The sequence below is a fragment of the Pseudomonas sp. GM30 genome, from assembly GCF_000282275.2.
Lineage (GTDB): Bacteria > Pseudomonadota > Gammaproteobacteria > Pseudomonadales > Pseudomonadaceae > Aquipseudomonas.
Genome location: NZ_AKJP02000014.1, coordinates 37028 through 55087 on the forward strand (window position 1 = coordinate 37028; position 18060 = coordinate 55087).

17 protein-coding genes and 4 tRNA genes are annotated in these 18060 nt (G+C 59.4%); 12 read left to right on the plus strand and 9 right to left on the minus strand.

Going from position 1 to position 18060, the window contains the following annotated elements:
- Positions 1-68 precede the first annotated feature (68 nt).
- From PMI25_RS11295 to PMI25_RS11305, 3 genes are all read left to right on the plus strand, one after another.
- Entirely contained in the window at positions 69-1085 is a 1017-nt protein-coding gene (locus tag PMI25_RS11295; protein WP_007963882.1) for a class I SAM-dependent rRNA methyltransferase, read from the plus strand.
- A gap of 210 nt (positions 1086-1295) precedes the next feature.
- Entirely contained in the window at positions 1296-4244 is a 2949-nt protein-coding gene (locus PMI25_RS11300; protein WP_007963880.1) for a DUF748 domain-containing protein, read from the plus strand.
- Positions 4244-4540: a DUF2845 domain-containing protein gene (locus PMI25_RS11305; RefSeq protein ID WP_045122040.1), complete on the plus strand. Its 297-nt coding sequence runs from the start codon at positions 4244-4246 to the stop codon at positions 4538-4540. Before PMI25_RS11300 ends, PMI25_RS11305 begins: the two co-directional genes overlap by 1 nt.
- A gap of 262 nt (positions 4541-4802) precedes the next feature.
- On the opposite strand, the gene PMI25_RS11310 is transcribed toward PMI25_RS11305, so the two are convergent.
- Together PMI25_RS11310 and PMI25_RS11315 are read right to left on the minus strand one after the other, a co-directional pair.
- Positions 4803-5159 carry a BON domain-containing protein gene (locus tag PMI25_RS11310; protein WP_007963876.1) on the minus strand — a complete coding sequence of 119 codons (357 nt, stop codon included), beginning with the start codon at positions 5157-5159 and terminating at the stop codon, positions 4803-4805.
- Positions 5160-5455: 296 nt separating this feature from the next.
- Positions 5456-5893 (minus strand): pilin, encoded by a 438-nt coding sequence (locus tag PMI25_RS11315; protein WP_007963874.1) that lies wholly within the window; start codon positions 5891-5893, stop codon positions 5456-5458.
- A gap of 226 nt (positions 5894-6119) precedes the next feature.
- On the opposite strand from PMI25_RS11315, the gene pilB reads away from it, so the two are divergent.
- The 5 genes from pilB to yacG are packed head-to-tail and all read left to right on the plus strand — an operon-like array spanning position 6120 to position 10731.
- The gene (pilB, locus tag PMI25_RS11320; protein ID WP_007963869.1) at positions 6120-7820 is read left to right on the plus strand and encodes a type IV-A pilus assembly ATPase PilB; all 1701 of its coding nucleotides are present in this window, start codon (positions 6120-6122) and stop codon (positions 7818-7820) included.
- A 2-nt stretch (positions 7821-7822) separates the two neighbouring features.
- Positions 7823-9040, plus strand: a complete 1218-nt coding sequence (locus tag PMI25_RS11325; protein ID WP_007963867.1) for a type II secretion system F family protein — start codon at positions 7823-7825, stop codon at positions 9038-9040.
- Position 9041: 1 nt separating this feature from the next.
- A complete protein-coding gene (locus PMI25_RS11330) occupies positions 9042-9914 on the plus strand; it encodes a prepilin peptidase (protein ID WP_007963866.1) in 873 nt (290 codons plus the stop codon).
- Positions 9911-10534 (plus strand): dephospho-CoA kinase, encoded by a 624-nt coding sequence (gene coaE / locus PMI25_RS11335; RefSeq protein WP_007963864.1) that lies wholly within the window; start codon positions 9911-9913, stop codon positions 10532-10534. Before PMI25_RS11330 ends, coaE begins: the two co-directional genes overlap by 4 nt.
- Entirely contained in the window at positions 10531-10731 is a 201-nt protein-coding gene (yacG, locus tag PMI25_RS11340) for a DNA gyrase inhibitor YacG (RefSeq protein ID WP_007963861.1), read from the plus strand. The genes coaE and yacG overlap by 4 nt, the downstream gene beginning before the upstream one ends.
- A 6-nt stretch (positions 10732-10737) precedes the next feature.
- On the opposite strand, the gene PMI25_RS11345 is transcribed toward yacG, so the two are convergent.
- A complete protein-coding gene (locus PMI25_RS11345) occupies positions 10738-10953 on the minus strand; it encodes a hypothetical protein (protein ID WP_003228298.1) in 216 nt (71 codons plus the stop codon).
- 65 nt (positions 10954-11018) lie between these two features.
- Positions 11019-11708 (minus strand): energy-coupling factor ABC transporter permease, encoded by a 690-nt coding sequence (locus tag PMI25_RS11350; RefSeq protein WP_007963860.1) that lies wholly within the window; start codon positions 11706-11708, stop codon positions 11019-11021.
- Positions 11709-11825: 117 nt separating this feature from the next.
- Between PMI25_RS11350 and PMI25_RS11355 the strand changes: the two genes are divergently transcribed.
- The 4 genes from PMI25_RS11355 to PMI25_RS11370 all read left to right on the plus strand — a co-directional run bounded on the left by PMI25_RS11355 (position 11826) and on the right by PMI25_RS11370 (position 14563).
- Entirely contained in the window at positions 11826-12452 is a 627-nt protein-coding gene (locus PMI25_RS11355) for a DUF1780 domain-containing protein (protein ID WP_003228301.1), read from the plus strand.
- A complete protein-coding gene (locus PMI25_RS11360; protein WP_007963858.1) occupies positions 12449-12976 on the plus strand; it encodes an MOSC domain-containing protein in 528 nt (175 codons plus the stop codon). The genes PMI25_RS11355 and PMI25_RS11360 overlap by 4 nt, the downstream gene beginning before the upstream one ends.
- Positions 12977-13027: 51 nt before the next feature.
- Positions 13028-13201: a DUF3094 family protein gene (locus PMI25_RS11365; RefSeq protein WP_003228304.1), complete on the plus strand. Its 174-nt coding sequence runs from the start codon at positions 13028-13030 to the stop codon at positions 13199-13201.
- 63 nt (positions 13202-13264) lie between these two features.
- The gene (locus PMI25_RS11370; protein ID WP_007963857.1) at positions 13265-14563 is read left to right on the plus strand and encodes an NAD(P)/FAD-dependent oxidoreductase; all 1299 of its coding nucleotides are present in this window, start codon (positions 13265-13267) and stop codon (positions 14561-14563) included.
- 175 nt (positions 14564-14738) lie between these two features.
- Here the strand turns inward: PMI25_RS11370 and PMI25_RS11375 are convergent.
- The 5 genes from PMI25_RS11375 to clpB form a co-directional block, all read right to left on the minus strand.
- Positions 14739-14815: transfer RNA gene (locus PMI25_RS11375), tRNA-Pro, on the minus strand.
- 96 nt (positions 14816-14911) lie between these two features.
- Positions 14912-14987: transfer RNA gene (locus tag PMI25_RS11380), tRNA-Lys, on the minus strand.
- A gap of 5 nt (positions 14988-14992) precedes the next feature.
- A tRNA-Pro gene (locus PMI25_RS11385) sits at positions 14993-15069 on the minus strand.
- A gap of 9 nt (positions 15070-15078) precedes the next feature.
- Positions 15079-15154, minus strand: a tRNA-Asn gene (locus tag PMI25_RS11390).
- A 297-nt stretch (positions 15155-15451) separates the two neighbouring features.
- Positions 15452-18016, minus strand: coding sequence for an ATP-dependent chaperone ClpB (clpB, locus tag PMI25_RS11395; RefSeq protein ID WP_007963856.1), 2565 nt, complete (start codon positions 18014-18016; stop codon positions 15452-15454).
- Positions 18017-18060: the final 44 nt, after the last annotated feature.

An 18060-nucleotide genomic window follows, 5' to 3' on the forward strand; every position in this document is an offset into this window, starting at 1 on the left:
CGCAATGCCTCAGGGCATCGGTAACTGCTAAACTCCCGCGCCTCAATTCTCACCAGCAAGGCGCACGCATGTCTTCCTTGAATCAGGCGCTGCGCGCCGCCCTCGATAAACGCCAGGATCTGCTCGCCGAGCTGCACAGCCAGGGCACTGATTGCTATCGGCTGTTCCACGGCAGCCAGGAAGGCGCCGGTGGTCTGACCGTCGACCGCTATGGCCCGCAACTGCTGGTGCAAAGTTTTCATCAGACGCTGGAGCGTGACGACCTGCTGCAACTGCACGCCATGGTCAATCAGACCCTGGGCTTTGACACCCTGCTGGTCTACAACGACCGCTCCCGGGGCAACTCGCGCATCGACCGCGAAGACAATGTCTACAAAGCCGACGACGCCGCGCTGGCGGATCTGGTCGGTCACGAATGGGGCCTGAACTATCGCGTGCGCGGGCGGCATGCCGGGCAGGATCCGCTGCTGTTCCTCGACCTGCGCAACACTCGCGGCTGGGTCAAGGATCACGCCAAGGGTAAAAGTGTGCTCAACCTCTTTGCCTACACCTGCGGTGTCGGCCTGAGTGCTGCTGCCGGTGGCGCGCGCGAGGTGTGCAATCTGGATTTCGCTGAAGGCAATCTGGCGGTCGGCCGGGAAAACGGTCTGCTCAATCCGCAGTTGCCCGAGATGCAATTTATCCAGTCCGATTACTTCCCGGCGATCCGTCAGCTCGCCGGGCTGCCGATCAGCCAACGGCGCGGGCAGAAACTGCCGAGCTATCAGCGCCTCGAACAGCGCCAATACGATCTGGTGCTGCTTGACCCGCCGGCCTGGGCCAAGAGCGCTTTCGGCACCGTCGATCTGCTGCGCGACTATCAGAGCCTGCTCAAACCGGCGCTGCTGACCACCGCTGACAACGGCGTGCTGATCTGCTGCAACAACCTGGCAAAAGTCAGCATGGACGACTGGCGTGAACAGGTTCTGCGTTGCGCCGAGAAAGCCGGGCGACCGGTGCGCGAATGGAGCGTGATGACCCCGGGCGCGGACTTCCCGTCGCTGGATCAACAGCCACCGCTGAAAACCCTGATCCTGCAGCTGTAACCCCCCCTGCGGGACTCAATGTGGGAGCGAGCTTGCTCGCGAAGGCGGCGTGTCAGTCAGCATATTTCTCGACTGATCCACCGCTTTCGCGAGCAAGCTCGCTCCCACAGTGTCTTGGTCCTACAGAACAATCTGAACAATCCTGCCCCCCACGATGTACTTCGGAACCAGAATCGCGTGCCATACTCCAAGGCACTCCGATTCAGACAGATGAAGCCGCACATGCCCAAAGGATTGATTCGCGCGATTGGCGCCTTGTTGACTGCTCTGGCCCTCTACAGCCTGCTGGGGTTTCTGATTTTGCCGGGCATCGCCCTGCGTATCGCCAACCAGCAACTGGCGAACTACGCCACGGTGCCTGCGCATATCCAGCGCATCGAACTCAATCCGTTCAGCCTTGAAGTTAGCCTGTGGGGGCTGGTCGTCGGTGAGCCGGGCAAGGAGCAAGTCGGCTTCGAGCGGCTGTACGCCAATCTGCAACTCGACAGCCTGTGGACCAAGGCGCTGCATCTGGCTGATATCGAGCTGGACAAGCCCAAGACCGAAATCCTCTTTGCCAAGGACGGCCAGCTCAATCTGCTGGGCCTGTTCAAGATTCCCGCCAGCGAGCCGACCCCGGCCGATCCGAATGCCAAGCCGTTCCCGCTGCGCATCGACCGCATTCAACTGGCCGGCGGCAACGTGCATTTCCAGGACGCCCGGCCGAGCGAGCCCATCGAGTTTCTCTACGACAAGCTCGATTTCGAGCTGAAAAACCTCAGCACTCTGCCCGAAGACAATGCCGACATGACCCTGGTGGCTGCCGGCCCGGCCGGTGGGCAGATCGACTGGAAGGGCAACTTCAGCCTGATCCCGTTCACCTCCGAAGGCACACTGAAAGTCACCGACGGCAAGATGAAGTCATTCTGGCCCTACGTGCGTGACGCCGTGCCGCTGGTGCTCGAAGACGGTGTGATCAATCTCAGCACCGAATACAAACTCAATCTGTCGAAAGAAACCGAGCTGCTGCTGAACAACATCGCAGTGAGTGTCGCGCCGTTCGCGATCAAGGCGCCGGACGGCCGCCCGCTGGCAAAACTTGAACGCCTCGACGTCAGCGAGACGTCGCTGGACCTGGCCAAACAGCAAGTGGTGGTCGGCAAGATCCGCAGCAACAAACTGGAAACCTGGGCCGCGCTCGAAGCCGATGGTCAGCTCGACTGGCAGAAACTGTTCGCCAGCCAGCCATCGAAACCTGCCGCCAAGGCCGCCGCCGAACCCAAGACCACTCCGGCCGCCGCCGACTCGCCGAAAGAACCGGCGGCGCCGAGCAAGCCCTGGCAAGTGCTGCTCAAAGACGTACAGCTACGCAACTACACCGTGCATCTCGCCGACCGTTCGGCCAACCCGCCCGTGGCACTGGATGTCACCCCGCTGAATATCGACCTGCAGGATTTCGACAGCCTCAACGGCTCGCCTTTCAAGGTCAGGCTCGACAGCGGTCTGGGCAAACAAGGCAAGATCAACGCCGATGGCGTGGTCAACCTCGCGCCGGTCACCGCCCAACTCAACGTGAAAACCCAGGACATCGACCTGCGCGTCGCGCAGTCCTACATCAATCCGTTCATTCGCCTTGAGCTGCGCAGCGGCATGCTCGGCAGTGATCTCAAGGTCAACCTCAAGAGCACCGCCCCCCTGGCACTCGGCGTGACCGGCCGTGCGCAGATCGATCAACTGCACACCCTCGACACCCTGAAAACCCGCGACTTCCTCAAGTGGCAGCAGGTGGTGGTTGAAGGCATCAACTATCAACACGGTGACAGCCTGTCGATCGACAAGGTCAACCTGTTCCAGCCGTATGCGCGCTTCATGATCAACGATGACCGCACCACCAACATCGACGATCTGCTCATCCCGCAGCCCGCTGACAATGGCGCGAAACCCGCAGCGGCGAAACCGGCCAGCAAAGACAAGCCGCTGGGCATTCACATCGGCGCGATTGCGATCAACGACGGTTCGGCCAACTTCGCCGATTTCAGCCTGACGCCAAACTTCGCCACCGCGATCCAACAGCTCAACGGCCAGATCGGCACCATCGACAGCCGTCAGGCGAAACCGGCCAGCGTCGACATCAAGGGCAAGGTCGACCGCTATGCCCCGGTGACCATCAAAGGTGCGGTCAACCCGTTCGACCCGATGGCCAGCCTCGATATCGCCACCAGTTTCAAACGCGTCGAGCTGACCACTCTTACTCCGTATTCCGGCAAGTTCGCCGGTTACCGCATCCGAAAGGGCCGGCTCAACCTCGACCTGCATTACCTGATCACCAAGGGCCAGTTGAAGGCTGAAAACAAAGTGGTGGTCGAGCAACTGCAACTCGGTGAGAAAGTCGACAGCCCGGATGCCGTGAGCTTGCCGTTGAAACTGGCGATTGCCCTGCTCAAGGACGTCGATGGCAAGATCTCCATCGAGCTGCCGGTGACCGGCGACCTCAACAACCCGCAGTTCAGCGTGATGCCGATTGTCTGGCAGACCTTGCGCAACCTGATCGTCAAGGCTGCCGCCGCACCGTTCAAGATGATTGGCGGGCTGATCAACGGTGGCGGCTCTGAAGACCTCGGTACCGTGTCCTTTGCTGCGGGCTCCAGTGACCTGAGCAAGGACGCCGAGTCGGCGCTGGACAAACTGTCCAAGGCCCTAAAGGAACGTCCGGCCCTGCGTCTGGAAATCGAAGGCACTGCCGCACAGAGCAGCGACGGTCCGTTGATCGCCGAACAGCGTCTGGAGCGCGAATACCAGTACAACTACTACAAGATGCTCCAGCGTCGGGGCGACAAGGTGCCGGCGCAAGCGTCCCTGCTGCAAGTGCCGGAGAGCGAGAAAGGCCCGCTGCTTGAAGGCATCTACCGTACCCGTCTGAAAACCCAGCCACCGGCCGAATGGAAAGATCTGGGCAAGGAAGAACGCACGGCGAAAATGCGTGATGGTGTGATCAAGTTCTGGAGTTCCAGCGATGTGCTGCTGCGGCAGTTGGGTCAGGAACGCGCCAGCAGCATCAAGGACTATCTGGTCGACAAAGGTCAGTTGGCGGATGACCGGGTGTACTTCATCGATGCCAATCTGGGCGAAGCCGAGAGCGATGGCCGGGTCGTGACGCAAATGCACCTGGACGCCGAATGATGAACCGCAAATGGCTGGTTGCGCTGACACTGCTGCTCGCCGCCAGCCCGACACTGGCCTCCGATACGCTGCGCTGTGGCAGCCAACTGGTCAGCCTCGGCGACCGCGCCAGTGAGGTGCTGCAAAAGTGTGGCGAACCGGTCAGCCGCGACGTCCTCGGCTACAAGCGCAGCGCCAACCGCCGCGAAGAATTTCACGTCGAGGAATGGACCTACGGCCCGAGCAACGGCATGTACCAGTACCTACGCTTTGAAGGCAATCGCCTGCGGCAGATCAACAGCAAACGCGGTAATTAATTCCCCCCTGTAGGAGTGAGCCTGCTCGCGATAGCGGTGTGTCAGTCAGCAGATTTCTCCATCTGACACACCGCTATCGCGAGCAGGCTCACTCCTACAATTGTTTTGTGGTGCCCCTGAAATAGAACAGGCCCCGACACAAGTGCCGGGGCCTGTAATGGTCACATCCGTGTGACCGTTCGCATGAACTCTAAAGTTGCGGCAGACGTATTGCTCGGCCCGTCTGTCGCGTCTTCTCCCGGTCCAAGCGAGAAGTCATGCCTTACTCGGCTTTCAGGCCGTCAGCGGAAACCGCTTTGACGCCTTTGATTTTCTTGGTGATGTTCACCGCGGTGGTTTTCTGAGCTTCGGTGACAGCGACGTCAGAAGACAGGGAAACCACACCTTTGTTGGTTTCGACTTTGATGTCGGTACCAGGAATGCCTTTTTCGGTTACCAGGTCGCTTTTGACTTTGGTAGTGATCCAGGTATCGGAAGTAGCTTCTTTAGCCTTGGTCATTTCACCAGCAGCCAGAGTCATTGGAGCCTGAGTAGCCTGGGTGGATTGTGCAAAGGCACCGGAAGCCATGGTCAGGGTCAGCGCGGTAGCAGCAGCGGCAGTGATAGCGAACTTCTTCATACGAGTAACTCCTGTTTTTCTGGAAAGTCTGCTGGATTACTTGTCAGCAGGGTTACCGAGGTAGTTGCGAACGTTGTGCCAACTTTTTAAAAGATACAAAATCTATATAAATCAACATCTTACAGATAATGGAAAATTCCGGATTCATGCAAAATGCATGATTCGGGGAATATTCACTTGCAAGTTGCGGTTTTTTGGAAAGTTCCTAAGGCGCTGAAATTATTGAGACTTTTATTTTCACCGAATAAAGAAAAATGCCCTGCGTGGCAGGGCATTCGTACATCACGCGCTAGCGATCAAGTACCGCTGGCGGTACAGCCTTTTGGCGAATAATCCGCATTAACAGTAGTGGCACAGGTCCACACACCAGAGGTATTACCCGTAGCAGCGCCCGAACGGGTAAGCGTGATGGTTTTGCCCAGTACCGGACCCGGAGCGTTGAGCAGCGTGCAGCTGATGCTGCCCGCCCCCGTCGCCGCTGTGCCTGTAACCGCGACCGTACAGTTGGAGGTGGTGGCTGTACCGCCATTCACAGCATTTATATCCGGAGCGGTACCTTGATTGATGGTGTCCTCGAACGGCACCTTCATCGCACTGATCTCCGCCAGCCCCGCAGTCACTTTTGACCGCGCCTGATACTTCGAATACTGCGGCAAGGCGATGGTTGCCAGGATGCCGATGATCGCGACGACGATCAGCAGCTCGATCAGAGTGAAACCTTGTTGTTTTTTCATAGACACGCTCCATGCATGAGTCGAAATCTCATGATCTGAAAGAGACGCAGCATAGGCCATGCCAATGCCTTCCAGGCCCCGTCCATTGGGCGCAAAGCGTGTGCGATGTCATTTCCTACAACCTGCAACCGCACTATCTGACACTTTTTGTCACCTGTACCGGGGGTGTTTGGCGCTGTCACTTGACTAGGCTATAAGTCATGAACTGTCAGCATCCGGAATCCCCATGAATGACATCGCTCTGAGCGGTCTGGCCAAGCAATTGGTGCAGGCCGAACTGCTTACGGAAAAAAGCGCCCAGCAGGCCTGGCAACAGGCGCAGCGCAATCGGCTGTCGCTGGTCAGCTACCTGGTGCAGAACAAACTGGTGAAGAGCTCACAGGTGGCCGAGATCGCTTCCGAGCATTTCGGCATGGCCTTCATGGACCTCAATTGCCTCGACAAGGAAACCCAGCCCAAAGGCCTGGTCAGTGAAAAACTGGTGCGCCAGCACCACGCCCTGCCCTTGTGGCGGCGTGGCAACAAACTGTTCGTGGGTATTTCCGACCCGAGCAATCATCAGGCGATCAATGACATTCAGTTCAGCACCGGACTGAGCACCGAAGCCATTCTGGTGGAGGACGACAAGCTCACTGATGCCATCGAGAAATTCTTCGACACTCACGCCAGTGGTCTCGAAGACATGGCCGACGTCGATCTCGACGGCGTGGATGTCGAGTCCGTCGACGACAGCCGCCAGGATGCCATTGGCGGCCTCGACGCCGACGACGCGCCGGTCGTGCGCTTCGTGCACAAGATGCTGCTCGACGCGATCAAGAGTGGCTCTTCCGACCTGCACTTCGAACCTTACGAGAAAAATTTCCGGGTGCGGGTGCGCACCGACGGCATCCTGCGCGAGGTGGCCAAACCGCCGATCCAGTTGGCCGGGCGAATCGCCGCACGCCTGAAAGTCATGGCCAGCCTGGATATCTCGGAACGGCGCAAACCGCAGGACGGGCGGATCAAGATGCGCCTGTCGAAGACCAAGTCGATCGACTTTCGGGTCAACACCCTGCCGACCTTGTGGGGCGAGAAAGTGGTGATCCGGATTCTCGACCCGTCCAGCGCGCAGATCGGCATCGATGCATTGGGTTACGAGCCGGCGCAGAAAGAGCTGTACATGGCAGCACTCAAGCAGCCGCAGGGCATGATTCTGGTGACCGGGCCTACCGGGTCGGGGAAAACTGTATCGCTGTACACCGGCCTGAATATCCTCAACACCGTCGACATCAACATTTCCACTGCCGAAGACCCGGTGGAAATCAACATGGAAGGCATCAACCAGGTCAACGTCAATCCGAAACAGGGGCTGGATTTTGCTCAGGCCCTGCGTTCGTTTCTGCGGCAGGACCCGGACGTGATCATGGTCGGGGAAATCCGCGACCTGGAAACCGCCGAGATCGCGATCAAGGCCGCGCAGACCGGCCACCTGGTGCTGTCCACGCTGCACACCAACAGCGCCGCAGAAACCCTGACCCGTCTGCACAACATGGGTATTCCCGGGTTCAACATCGCCACCTCGGTGAGCCTGATCATTGCCCAGCGCCTGGCGCGCAAGCTGTGCAGCCACTGCAAGAAACCGATCGAAATCCCTCGCGAGACATTGATCAGGGAAGGTTTCCCGCCGGAACAGATCGGCAGTTTCACGATCTATGAGCCGGTCGGTTGCGACCTCTGCAACGGCGGCTACAAGGGCCGCGTGGGGATTTATGAAGTGGTGAAGAACACCCCCGAGCTGCAACGGCTGATCATGGCCGAAGGCAACTCGCTGGAAATCGACAGCCAGATGCGTCGCGACGGCTTCGACGACCTGCGCACCTCCGGCCTGCACAAGGCCATGCAAGGCATCACCAGCCTGGAAGAAATCAACCGGGTCACCAAGGACTGAACATGGCGGTCAAGGCAGCGAAAATCAGCATCTACGCCTGGGAAGGCACGGATCGCAAAGGCAGCAAGGTCACGGGCGAGTTGAGCGGGCAGAACCCCGCGCTTATCAAGGCCCAACTGCGCAAGCAGGGGATCAACCCGGGCAAGGTGCGCAAGAAATCCACCTCTTTGCTCAGCCTCGGCAAACGCATCAAAGCCCAGGACATCGCCCTGTTCACCCGGCAGATGGCAACCATGATGAAGGCCGGCGTACCACTGCTGCAGTCGTTCGACATCATCGGCGAAGGCTTCGACAACCCGGCGATGCGCAAACTGGTGGACGAGGTGAAGCAAGAGGTGGCGGCCGGCAACAGCTTCGCCGCGGCCCTGCGCAAGAAGCCGCAGTATTTCGATGAGCTGTATTGCAACCTGGTGGATGCCGGCGAGCAATCCGGCGCCCTCGATACGTTGCTTGAGCGGGTCGCGACCTATAAGGAAAAGAGCGAAGCACTCAAGGCCAAGATCAAGAAAGCCCTGACCTACCCCAGCGCCGTGGTGCTGGTGGCAATGGTCATTACCGGGATTCTGCTGGTAAAAGTGGTGCCGCAGTTTCAGTCGGTATTTTCCGGTTTCGGTGCTGAACTGCCGGCCTTTACCCTGATGGTAATCAGTATCTCGGAGTTCATGCAGCAATGGTGGTGGGCGGTGCTTGGAGCACTGATTGCAGCGGTGTTCGGCATCCGTCATGCGTTGAAGAAATCCCAGGCATTGCGCGACCGCAAAGACACCTGGCTGCTGAAACTGCCGCTGGTGGGGACGCTGATGTACAAGTCGGCGGTGGCGCGATTCGCTCGCACCCTGTCGACCACCTTCGCCGCAGGCGTGCCATTGGTGGAGGCACTGGATTCGGTGGCAGGCGCCACCGGCAACGTGGTGTTCAAACGTGCCGTGCTGCGTATCCGCCAGGACGTCGCCACCGGCATGCAGCTGAATTTCTCGATGCGCAGCACCGGCGTCTTCCCCAACATGGCGGTGCAGATGACCGCCATCGGTGAGGAGTCGGGTGCGCTGGACGACATGCTCGACAAGGTCGCCGGTTTTTATGAGGAGGAAGTGGATAACATGGTCGACAACCTCACCAGCCTGATGGAGCCGTTCGTCATGGTGGTGCTCGGGGTCATCGTCGGCGGGCTGGTCGTGGCCATGTACCTGCCGATCTTCCAACTCGGCTCAGCGATCTGACATGCCTATCGACGAACTTTTCAGTCTGTATCCGCTGGCCTTTGTGTGCACTGCCCTGTTGCTGGGTCTGGTGGTCGGCAGTTTTCTCAACGTGCTGGTCTGGCGTCTGCCGAAAATGCTCGAGCGCGACTGGCGCCAGCAGGCCCAGGACGTCCTCGGCCTGCCGAGCGAAACCCCACTGCCGACCTACAACCTGATGCTGCCGCACTCCGAATGCCCGCATTGCGGCCACCGGATTCGGGCGTGGGAAAACATTCCGCTGCTCAGCTACCTGTTGCTGCGCGGGCGCTGCTCCGCGTGTGCCGCACCGATCAGCAAACGCTATCCCCTGACCGAACTGGCCTGCGGCCTGCTTTCGGCATTTGTCGCCTGGCATCTGGGGTTCGGCTGGTCGGCCGGCCTGTTGATCGTCCTCACCTGGGGGCTGCTGGCGATGAGCCTGATCGACACCGAACATCAGCTGCTACCCGATGTGCTGGTGTTGCCGTTGTTGTGGCTGGGGCTGATCGTCAACAGCTTCGGGCTGTTTGTCTCGCTGCACGCGGCGCTGTGGGGCGCGGTGGCCGGCTACATGGCGCTGTGGTCGGTGTTCTGGCTGTTCAAGCTGCTGACCGGCAAGGACGGCATCGGTCATGGCGATTTCAAGCTGCTGGCGCTGCTCGGCGCCTGGGGTGGCTGGCAGATTCTGCCGCTGACGATCCTGCTGTCGTCGCTGGTGGGGGCGATTGTCGGGGTGATTCTGCTGCGCCTGCGTGAGCAGAAAACCTCGACGCCGATCCCCTTCGGCCCGTATCTGGCAATTGCCGGCTGGATTGCCTTGCTCTGGGGTGGTCAAATAACCGACTTCTATTGGCAGTTTGTCGGTTTGAAATGAATACCCCTGTGGAAAAACCCTGGATTCTCGGCCTGACCGGCGGCATCGGCAGCGGTAAAAGCGCCGCTGCCCAGCACTTCATCGATCTCGGGATCCATGTGGTCGACGCCGATCACGCAGCGCGCTGGGTGGTCGAGCCGGGGCGTCCGGCACTGGCGAAGATTGCCGAACACTTCGGGCCCGGCGTCCTGCAAGCCAATGGCACGCTGGACCGTGCGGCCCTGCGCAAATTGATCTTTGAAGTGCCGGAGGAACGCCGCTGGCTCGAAGCCTTGCTGCATCCGTTGATCGCCGAGGAAATCGCTCACCATCTGGCGCTGGCAAAATCGCCTTATGCGATTCTGGTGTCGCCGCTGCTGATCGAATCCGGGCAATACGCGATGACCCAGCGCATCCTGGTGATCGACGCCCCGCAACAACTGCAGATCGAACGCACCTTGCAGCGTGATCAGACCAGCGAACAGCAGGTCCAGGCGATCCTCAAGGCCCAGTCGAGCCGCGAAGACCGCGTGAGCCGTGCCGATGATGTGGTGGTCAACGACCGCGACCTCGCCTGGCTGCACAGCGAGGTCGAGCGCCTGCATCACTTTTACCTGACTTTATCCGGAGGCCAAGCATGAGCCCAATCCCAACCGTTGACTGCCCAACCTGCGGCGCCCCCGTGGAATTCACCCCAGAGAACAAATTCCGCCCATTCTGCTCCGATCGCTGCAAGCTGATCGACCTCGGCGCCTGGGCGTCCGAAGAGCACAAGATTCCGGTCGCCCCGGATGCCGAAGACGAAATGTTCTCCGGCGATTTCGACCCGCGTCACTGAACGGGATCAGGGCCGCATGAAGCCGTAGTCCTGATCGTCGTCGAGGTTTTCCGCGAGAAAGCGCAACTCGTCGGCCAGGTCTTCGGCGTTGCGCACCGTCTTGCTCTGCTGCACCACCGCGCTGAGCAAGGCGCGCAGACTCAGGCCCGGATCGAAACCGACCTCCAGCGCCATGTCCAGACTCTGCCGCGTCTCCTGCCTCGCCCACTCGTACACACTCATGCCGCTGCTCCTGAAGGAATTTGGCCGAGCATGAAATGCCGCGCGGGTAGCGGATTTGATGTGGATCAAGACTTGGGATCGTCGTCCTTCCACGGCGCCGAAAGGTAGCGGGTGCGGTTGAAGGTTTCCAGCCACTCGGGGCTGAACACCACCAGCGCGCTGATCACCATGCCGTTGATGAACGCTTCGGGAAAGATCAGCAGCCACAGGTAGCCGACAAAATCTTCCAGCCATTCCGGCATGGCGAACAGACCGTCGTACCATAGCAGGCCCAGACTCAGCGTCAGACACAGCAATGCGGACAACGCCGCCGCGAAGAACCCGGAACAGAAGATATACACGAACGGATTACGCGGCTGCGCGCGCTCGACGAGGATCGCCACGCATTCGGTGATCAACACCGGCAACAGGATCAGCAGCGTACCGTTGACTCCGACTGCCGCCAGATCCTGACGCCCGAGCAGCACCAGCCCAAGTTGCGCCACCAGCCCGCCGATGATTGCCAGCGGCCAGTCAAGCAACAACGTCACCGCGGTCATGCCGATGAAGTGATAGGAAACCCCGGTGTCGAAATCCCTGCGCACCAGCCACAGCAGAAACAAGGCGAACACGGTGCCGAACAGCAGATGCTGACGACGACTGTCGCTGAACAACTCGACCCACGGCGCACGACAGATCGCCCACAACAGCACCGGCAGGTAAATCAGCCAGCCGAGTGTCAGGCTCGTCGAGGACAGCAGTTCTGCACCGATCATGAATCCCTTACCTTCTCCATGGGTTTGATTCCTTCATCGGAGTCTACACCGCCCTCTTCCGGGCATCAGCCGATGCAAAGCTTTCTGCTTGTCGCATTTGAACGCTAAGCTTGGCCTATGGATGACTCAGATTACCTACGCCTGCTGACCATTGCGGCCGAGCAAGCCAACGCGTTCCTGTCCAATGCCCGCAAATGGGAGCGTGAGCGTTGGGTCTGCCAGCGCCTGCTGCAAGGCTTGAACATCCCTTACCGCGCCGATGAGTTCGCCCCCGCCGGCGAACCGCCGGACGTGCTGTTTCGTGATGCCAATTTCGAAGTGTTCTTCGTTCTCGATGAAGGTCGCCGGCTCAACGACGAATGGCGCGACGAACTGCAGCGCCGGCGCAGTGCGTTTTCCCTCAGCCAGTTGGTGCGGCGTGAAGCCAAGCCACGGCGGATCCCGGCCAATGAGTTCTTGCTGCGACTGGCGCCGACCTTGCGCAAAAAAGCACACAACTACAAGGAACGCGGCATGGATCTGGGCGAACTGGACATCATCGCCTTCGCCAGTCTCAAGCGCGAGGTGCTGGACCTCAACAGCCATTTTCCACCGCCGACCGAGTATCTGCGTCAGGGCTGGCGCTCGCTGTCGCTGGTCGGCCCGACGTTCGCCCGGGTGCTGTTCGCCCATCCCGATGCGCCGGACTTTCTGCGCAGCAACCTCGGTCGCAGCATCGTCTTCGATGTCGGGATCAGCCTGTGACGCCGCTGCAGCAGTTGATCGCCGACGTGCCGCAGAGCGGCCGCGTTCGCTGGATCGGCGTGCGCCCCGAGTCTCGCGGGCCGATGATCGAGCTTGACGCCGTCGAGGCACGGCTCGAAGCGGGATTGACCGGCGATCACGCCCGCCCGGGTGTACGCAACGCGCGGCAAGTGACGTTGATTCAGTTCGAACACCTGGCCGTGATCAACGCACTGATGGGCCGACCTGCCGATCAACCCGTGAGGCCTGAAGACCTGCGGCGCAATCTGGTCATCAGCGGTATCAATCTGTTTAGTCTCAAAGGTCGGCGCTTTCGCATCGGTCAGGCAATATTCGAGACCACCGGCTGGTGTCAGCCCTGTGCGCGCCTGCAAAACAACCTTGGCCCCGGCACCTTTCAAGCCGTGCGCGGGCATGGCGGAATTACCGCGCGGGTGTTACAAAGCGGGATCATTCGCCTCGACGACGGTGTTTCTGTCGAACCGGTTCCGGCCAGTGGCTATGCTGCATTCAACCCGGGTTAAAAACCGCTGTAGCTTCCCCACCTTCAGCAACGTCTACCTGACGAGGCCTTTATGACCAGCCGCCTGAACCCCGAAGACCAGAAGCATGTCGAAGAGTACCTGCAGTTGTCCCAACACCGTGTCGAGCGCCGGCCTTTCCGGCCGTGGATGCTCCTGGTGCTGGTGCTGGCAGTGACCATTGGTCTGGGCTTGCTGAGCCGACTTATCAGTTACCTGACGCTATGAGCAGCATTGCGCTCGCGAAGGTGATTGCACCGATTTCCTTTAAAAACCTTGCGAGTTATCCCCATGTCCCATCGTATTGTTATTGTAGGCGGCGGCGCCGGCGGTCTGGAGTTGGCTACCCGTCTGGGTAAGACCCTGGGCAAGCGTGGCACGGCCAGTGTGATGCTGGTCGACGCGAACCTCACGCACATCTGGAAGCCCCTGCTGCACGAAGTGGCCGCCGGATCGCTGAACTCTTCCGAAGACGAACTCAACTATGTTGCCCAGGCGAAATGGAACCACTTCGAGTTCCAGCTGGGGCGCATGAGCGGGCTTGATCGCGCGCAGAAGAAAATCCAGCTGGCGGCCACCTACGACGAAAACGGCGTGGAACTGGTTCCCGCCCGTGAAGTGCAGTACGACACGCTGGTAATCAGCGTCGGCAGCACCACCAACGATTTCGGCACCCAGGGCGCAGCGCAGCACTGCCTGTTCCTCGACACCCGCAAACAGGCCGAGCGCTTCCACCAGCAGTTGCTCAACCATTACCTGCGCGCGCATGCCGGGCAGACCGATGTGGTCGAACAGATCAGCGTGGCGATCGTCGGTGCCGGCGCCACGGGCGTCGAGCTGGCCGCAGAACTGCACAACGCGGCGCACGAGCTGGCGGCCTATGGCCTGGACCGGATCAAACCGGAAAACATGCACATCACCTTGATCGAAGCCGGCCCACGGGTGTTGCCAGCCCTGCCGGAGCGCATCAGTGGCCCGGTGCACAAGACTCTGGAGAAACTCGGGGTCAATGTGATGACCAACGCATCTGTCAGCGAAGTGACCGCCGACAGCCTGATCACTGCCGACGGCAACGAGATCAAGGCCAGCCTGAAAGTCTGGGCAGCGGGGATTCGCGCACCGGGTTTCCTCAAGGACATCGACGGTCTGGAAACCAACCGCATCAATCAACTGCAAGTGCTGCCGACGTTGCAGACCACCCGCGACGAAAACATTTTCGCCTTCGGTGACTGCGCCGCCTGCCCGCAGCCGGGTTCGGATCGCAACGTGCCGCCGCGTGCACAAGCCGCGCACCAACAGGCATCGCTGCTGGCCAAGTCACTGAAGCTGCGCATCGAGGGCAAAACCCTGCCGGAGTACAAATACACCGACTACGGCTCGCTGATTTCGCTGTCGCGTTTTTCGGCTGTGGGTAACTTGATGGGTAACCTGACCGGCAGCGTGATGCTGGAGGGCTGGCTGGCGCGGATGTTCTACGTGTCGCTGTATCGCATGCACCAGATGGCGCTGTACGGGCCGTTCCGTACGGCAATGCTGATGCTGGGCAGCAAGATCGGTCGCGGCACCGAGCCACGCCTGAAGCTGCATTGATTTAAAAACGGTGGGAGCGGGCTTGCTCGCGAAGGGGTCGTATCATTCAACATTCATGTCGACTGATACACCGCTTTCGCGAGCAAGCTCGCTCCCACATTTTTTTCTGCGGTGCGGCGAAGTTTTTCATGGGCAAAAAAAATCCCCGTATCTTTCGATACGAGGATTTTCAATATGGTCGGGGTAAGGGGATTCGAACTCCTGACATCCTGCTCCCAAAGCAGGCGCGCTACCGGACTGCGCTATACCCCGGTAAAAAAAGGCGACCTTTCAAAGATCGCCTTCTTCGATCAGCGCTTTTGGCCTCTGATCTTAAGATTCGATCCCAGCGCTAACTGGTTTCAAAAATGGTGGGTCGTGTGGGATTCGAACCTACGACCAATTGGTTAAAAGCCAACTGCTCTACCAACTGAGCTAACGACCCAAAAATGGTCGGGGTAAGGGGATTCGAACTCCTGACATCCTGCTCCCAAAGCAGGCGCGCTACCGGACTGCGCTATACCCCGGCTTGAAATTGGCTCCGTGACCAGGACTCGAACCTGGGACCCAATGATTAACAGTCATTTGCTCTACCGACTGAGCTATCACGGAACTACATATTTCAATTTACAACGGTGAAACTTGAAGCTTCTCGACACCGTTTTCGCATCGCTGCGTTCGTGTGTCTGAGGCGCGCTATTCTACAACCTAGAACACCTCTGTCAACCCCCTAAATTGCTTTCAAGTTAATGATTTGCAACTTATTTCAGTTTTCAACCCAGTGGGTTGAAACGCTGCCGGTGACTGACTGCGGGGCGCACTTTACAAGCCTTTTCCTTAGAGTTCAACAGCCTAACGAAAAAAAGGCCTCGCAAAGCGAGGCCTTCCTTATTTCATTGGCGTTTCGGCTCAGTCGAAAACGATTTCGTCGTTCACCACTTTGCCGGTTGCCGTATCGCCTGGCAGGAAATGCCCCGACAGGATCAACTGCGCCAACGGGTTTTCGATCCAGCGCTGGATCGCACGTTTGAGTGGACGTGCGCCATAGACCGGGTCGTAACCGACGGCAATCAGCTTGTCCATCGCTTCCGGGCTCAGTTCCAGCTTCAGCTCGCGCTCGGCCAGACGACTACGCAGACGGCCCAGCTGGATCTCGGTAATGCCCGCAATCTGATCCCGCGCCAATGGCTCGAAGATCACCACTTCGTCGACCCGGTTGATGAACTCCGGACGGAAGTGCGACGTCAGCGCGTCCATCACCGCTGCACGCTGCGCCTCACGGTCACCGACCAGTTCCTGGATCTGCGACGAACCGAGGTTCGAGGTCATGACGATCACGGTATTGCGGAAATCCACCGTACGCCCGTGGCTGTCGGTCAGACGGCCATCCTCCAGCACCTGCAGCAGAATGTTGAACACGTCCGGATGCGCCTTCTCGACCTCGTCCAGCAGGATCACCGAGTAAGGCTTGCGGCGTACCGCTTCGGTCAGGTAACCGCCCTCCTCGTAGCCCACGTAGCCTGGTGGTGCACCGATCAGCCGCGCCACGGAATGTTTCTCCATGAACTCGGACATGTCGATCCGCACCATCGCCTCTTCAGTATCAAAGAGGAACTCGGCCAATGCCTTGCACAGCTCGGTTTTACCGACACCGGTCGGGCCGAGGAACATGAACGAGCCACTTGGACGATTCGGATCCGCCAGCCCGGCACGCGAGCGCCGTACTGCGTTAGCGACCGCAACCACCGCTTCGTCCTGACCGATCACACGCTGGTGCAACAGGCTTTCCATCTTCATCAGCTTGTCGCGCTCGCCTTCGAGCATTTTCGACACCGGAATACCGGTCCACTTCGAAACGACTTCGGCGATTTCCTCTTCGGTCACCTTGCTGCGCAGCAACTGGTTTTCGCTCTTGCCGTGCTGGTCGACCATTTGCAGGCTGCGCTCCAGATCCGGGATCACCCCGTACTGCAATTCGGCCATGCGGTTGAGATCGCCTTTACGGCGCGCCGCTTCCAGTTCCTGACGCGACTGCTCGATCTTTTGCTGAATCTGCGCCGAACCCTGTACCTCGGCTTTTTCCGAGTTCCAGATTTCTTCCAGATCCGAGTACTCACGCTCGAGGCGGACGATTTCTTCCTGGAGTTTTTCCAGGCGCTTCATCGCCGCTTCATCGCTTTCTTTCTTCAGTGCCTGAGATTCAACCTTGAGCTGAATCAAGCGACGCTCCAGACGGTCCAGCACTTCCGGCTTGGAATCGATCTCCATGCGAATACGGCTGGCGGCCTCGTCGATCAGGTCGATGGCCTTGTCCGGCAACTGCCGGTCAGTGATGTAGCGATGGCTGAGCTTGGCCGCGGCGATGATCGCGCCGTCGGTGATCGCCACTTTGTGGTGAACCTCATAACGCTCTTTGAGGCCACGCAGAATGGCGATGGTGTCTTCCTCGCTCGGCTCGTCCACCAACACTTTCTGGAAGCGCCGCTCAAGCGCCGCATCCTTCTCTATATATTGGCGATACTCGTTGAGCGTGGTTGCGCCGACGCAGTGCAGCTCGCCGCGGGCCAGCGCCGGTTTGAGCATGTTGCCGGCATCCATCGAACCTTCGCCCTTGCCGGCGCCGACCATGGTGTGCAGCTCGTCGATGAACAGAATGATCTGCCCTTCCTGCTTCGACAGCTCATTGAGCAGCGCTTTGAGGCGTTCTTCGAACTCACCGCGATACTTGGCACCGGCAATCAGTGCGCCCATGTCCAGCGACAGCAGACGCTTGCCCTTGAGGCCGTCCGGCACTTCGCCGTTGATGATGCGCTGGGCCAGACCTTCGGCAATCGCGGTTTTACCCACACCAGGTTCGCCGATCAGCACCGGGTTGTTCTTGGTGCGACGCTGCAGTACCTGAATGGTGCGGCGGATTTCGTCGTCACGGCCGATCACCGGATCGAGCTTGCCGTCTTCGGCACGCTTGGTCAGGTCGACGGTGTATTTGTCCAGCGCCTGACGCGACTCTTCGTGGTTGGCGTCATTCACCGCCTCACCACCGCGCAGGTTGTTGATGGCGTTCTCCAGGGCTTTCTTGCTCACACCCTGGCCAAGCAGCAGCTTGCCGAGCTTGCTGTTCTCGTCCATCGCGGCGAGCAGCACCAGCTCACTGGAAATGAACTGGTCGCCCTTCTGCTGGGCCAGACGATCGGCCTGGTTGAGCAGACGCGCCAGATCCTGCGACATGTTGACGTCGCCGGTCGGGTTCTGGATTTTCGGTAATTGGTCGAGCTCTTTGGTCAGCTCTTTACGCAGGCTGTTGACGTCGAAGCCTACCTGCATCAGCAGAGGCTTGATCGAACCACCCTGCTGTTCAAGCATGGCTTGCATCAAGTGCGCCGGCTCGATGGCCGGATGATCGTGGCCAACGGCCAGGGATTGGGCGTCGGACAACGCCAATTGAAGCTTGCTGGTTAAACGGTCTATACGCATGGGGTCACCTTCCTTTTGAGCAGGCCGGACCTGAAACCATCCTG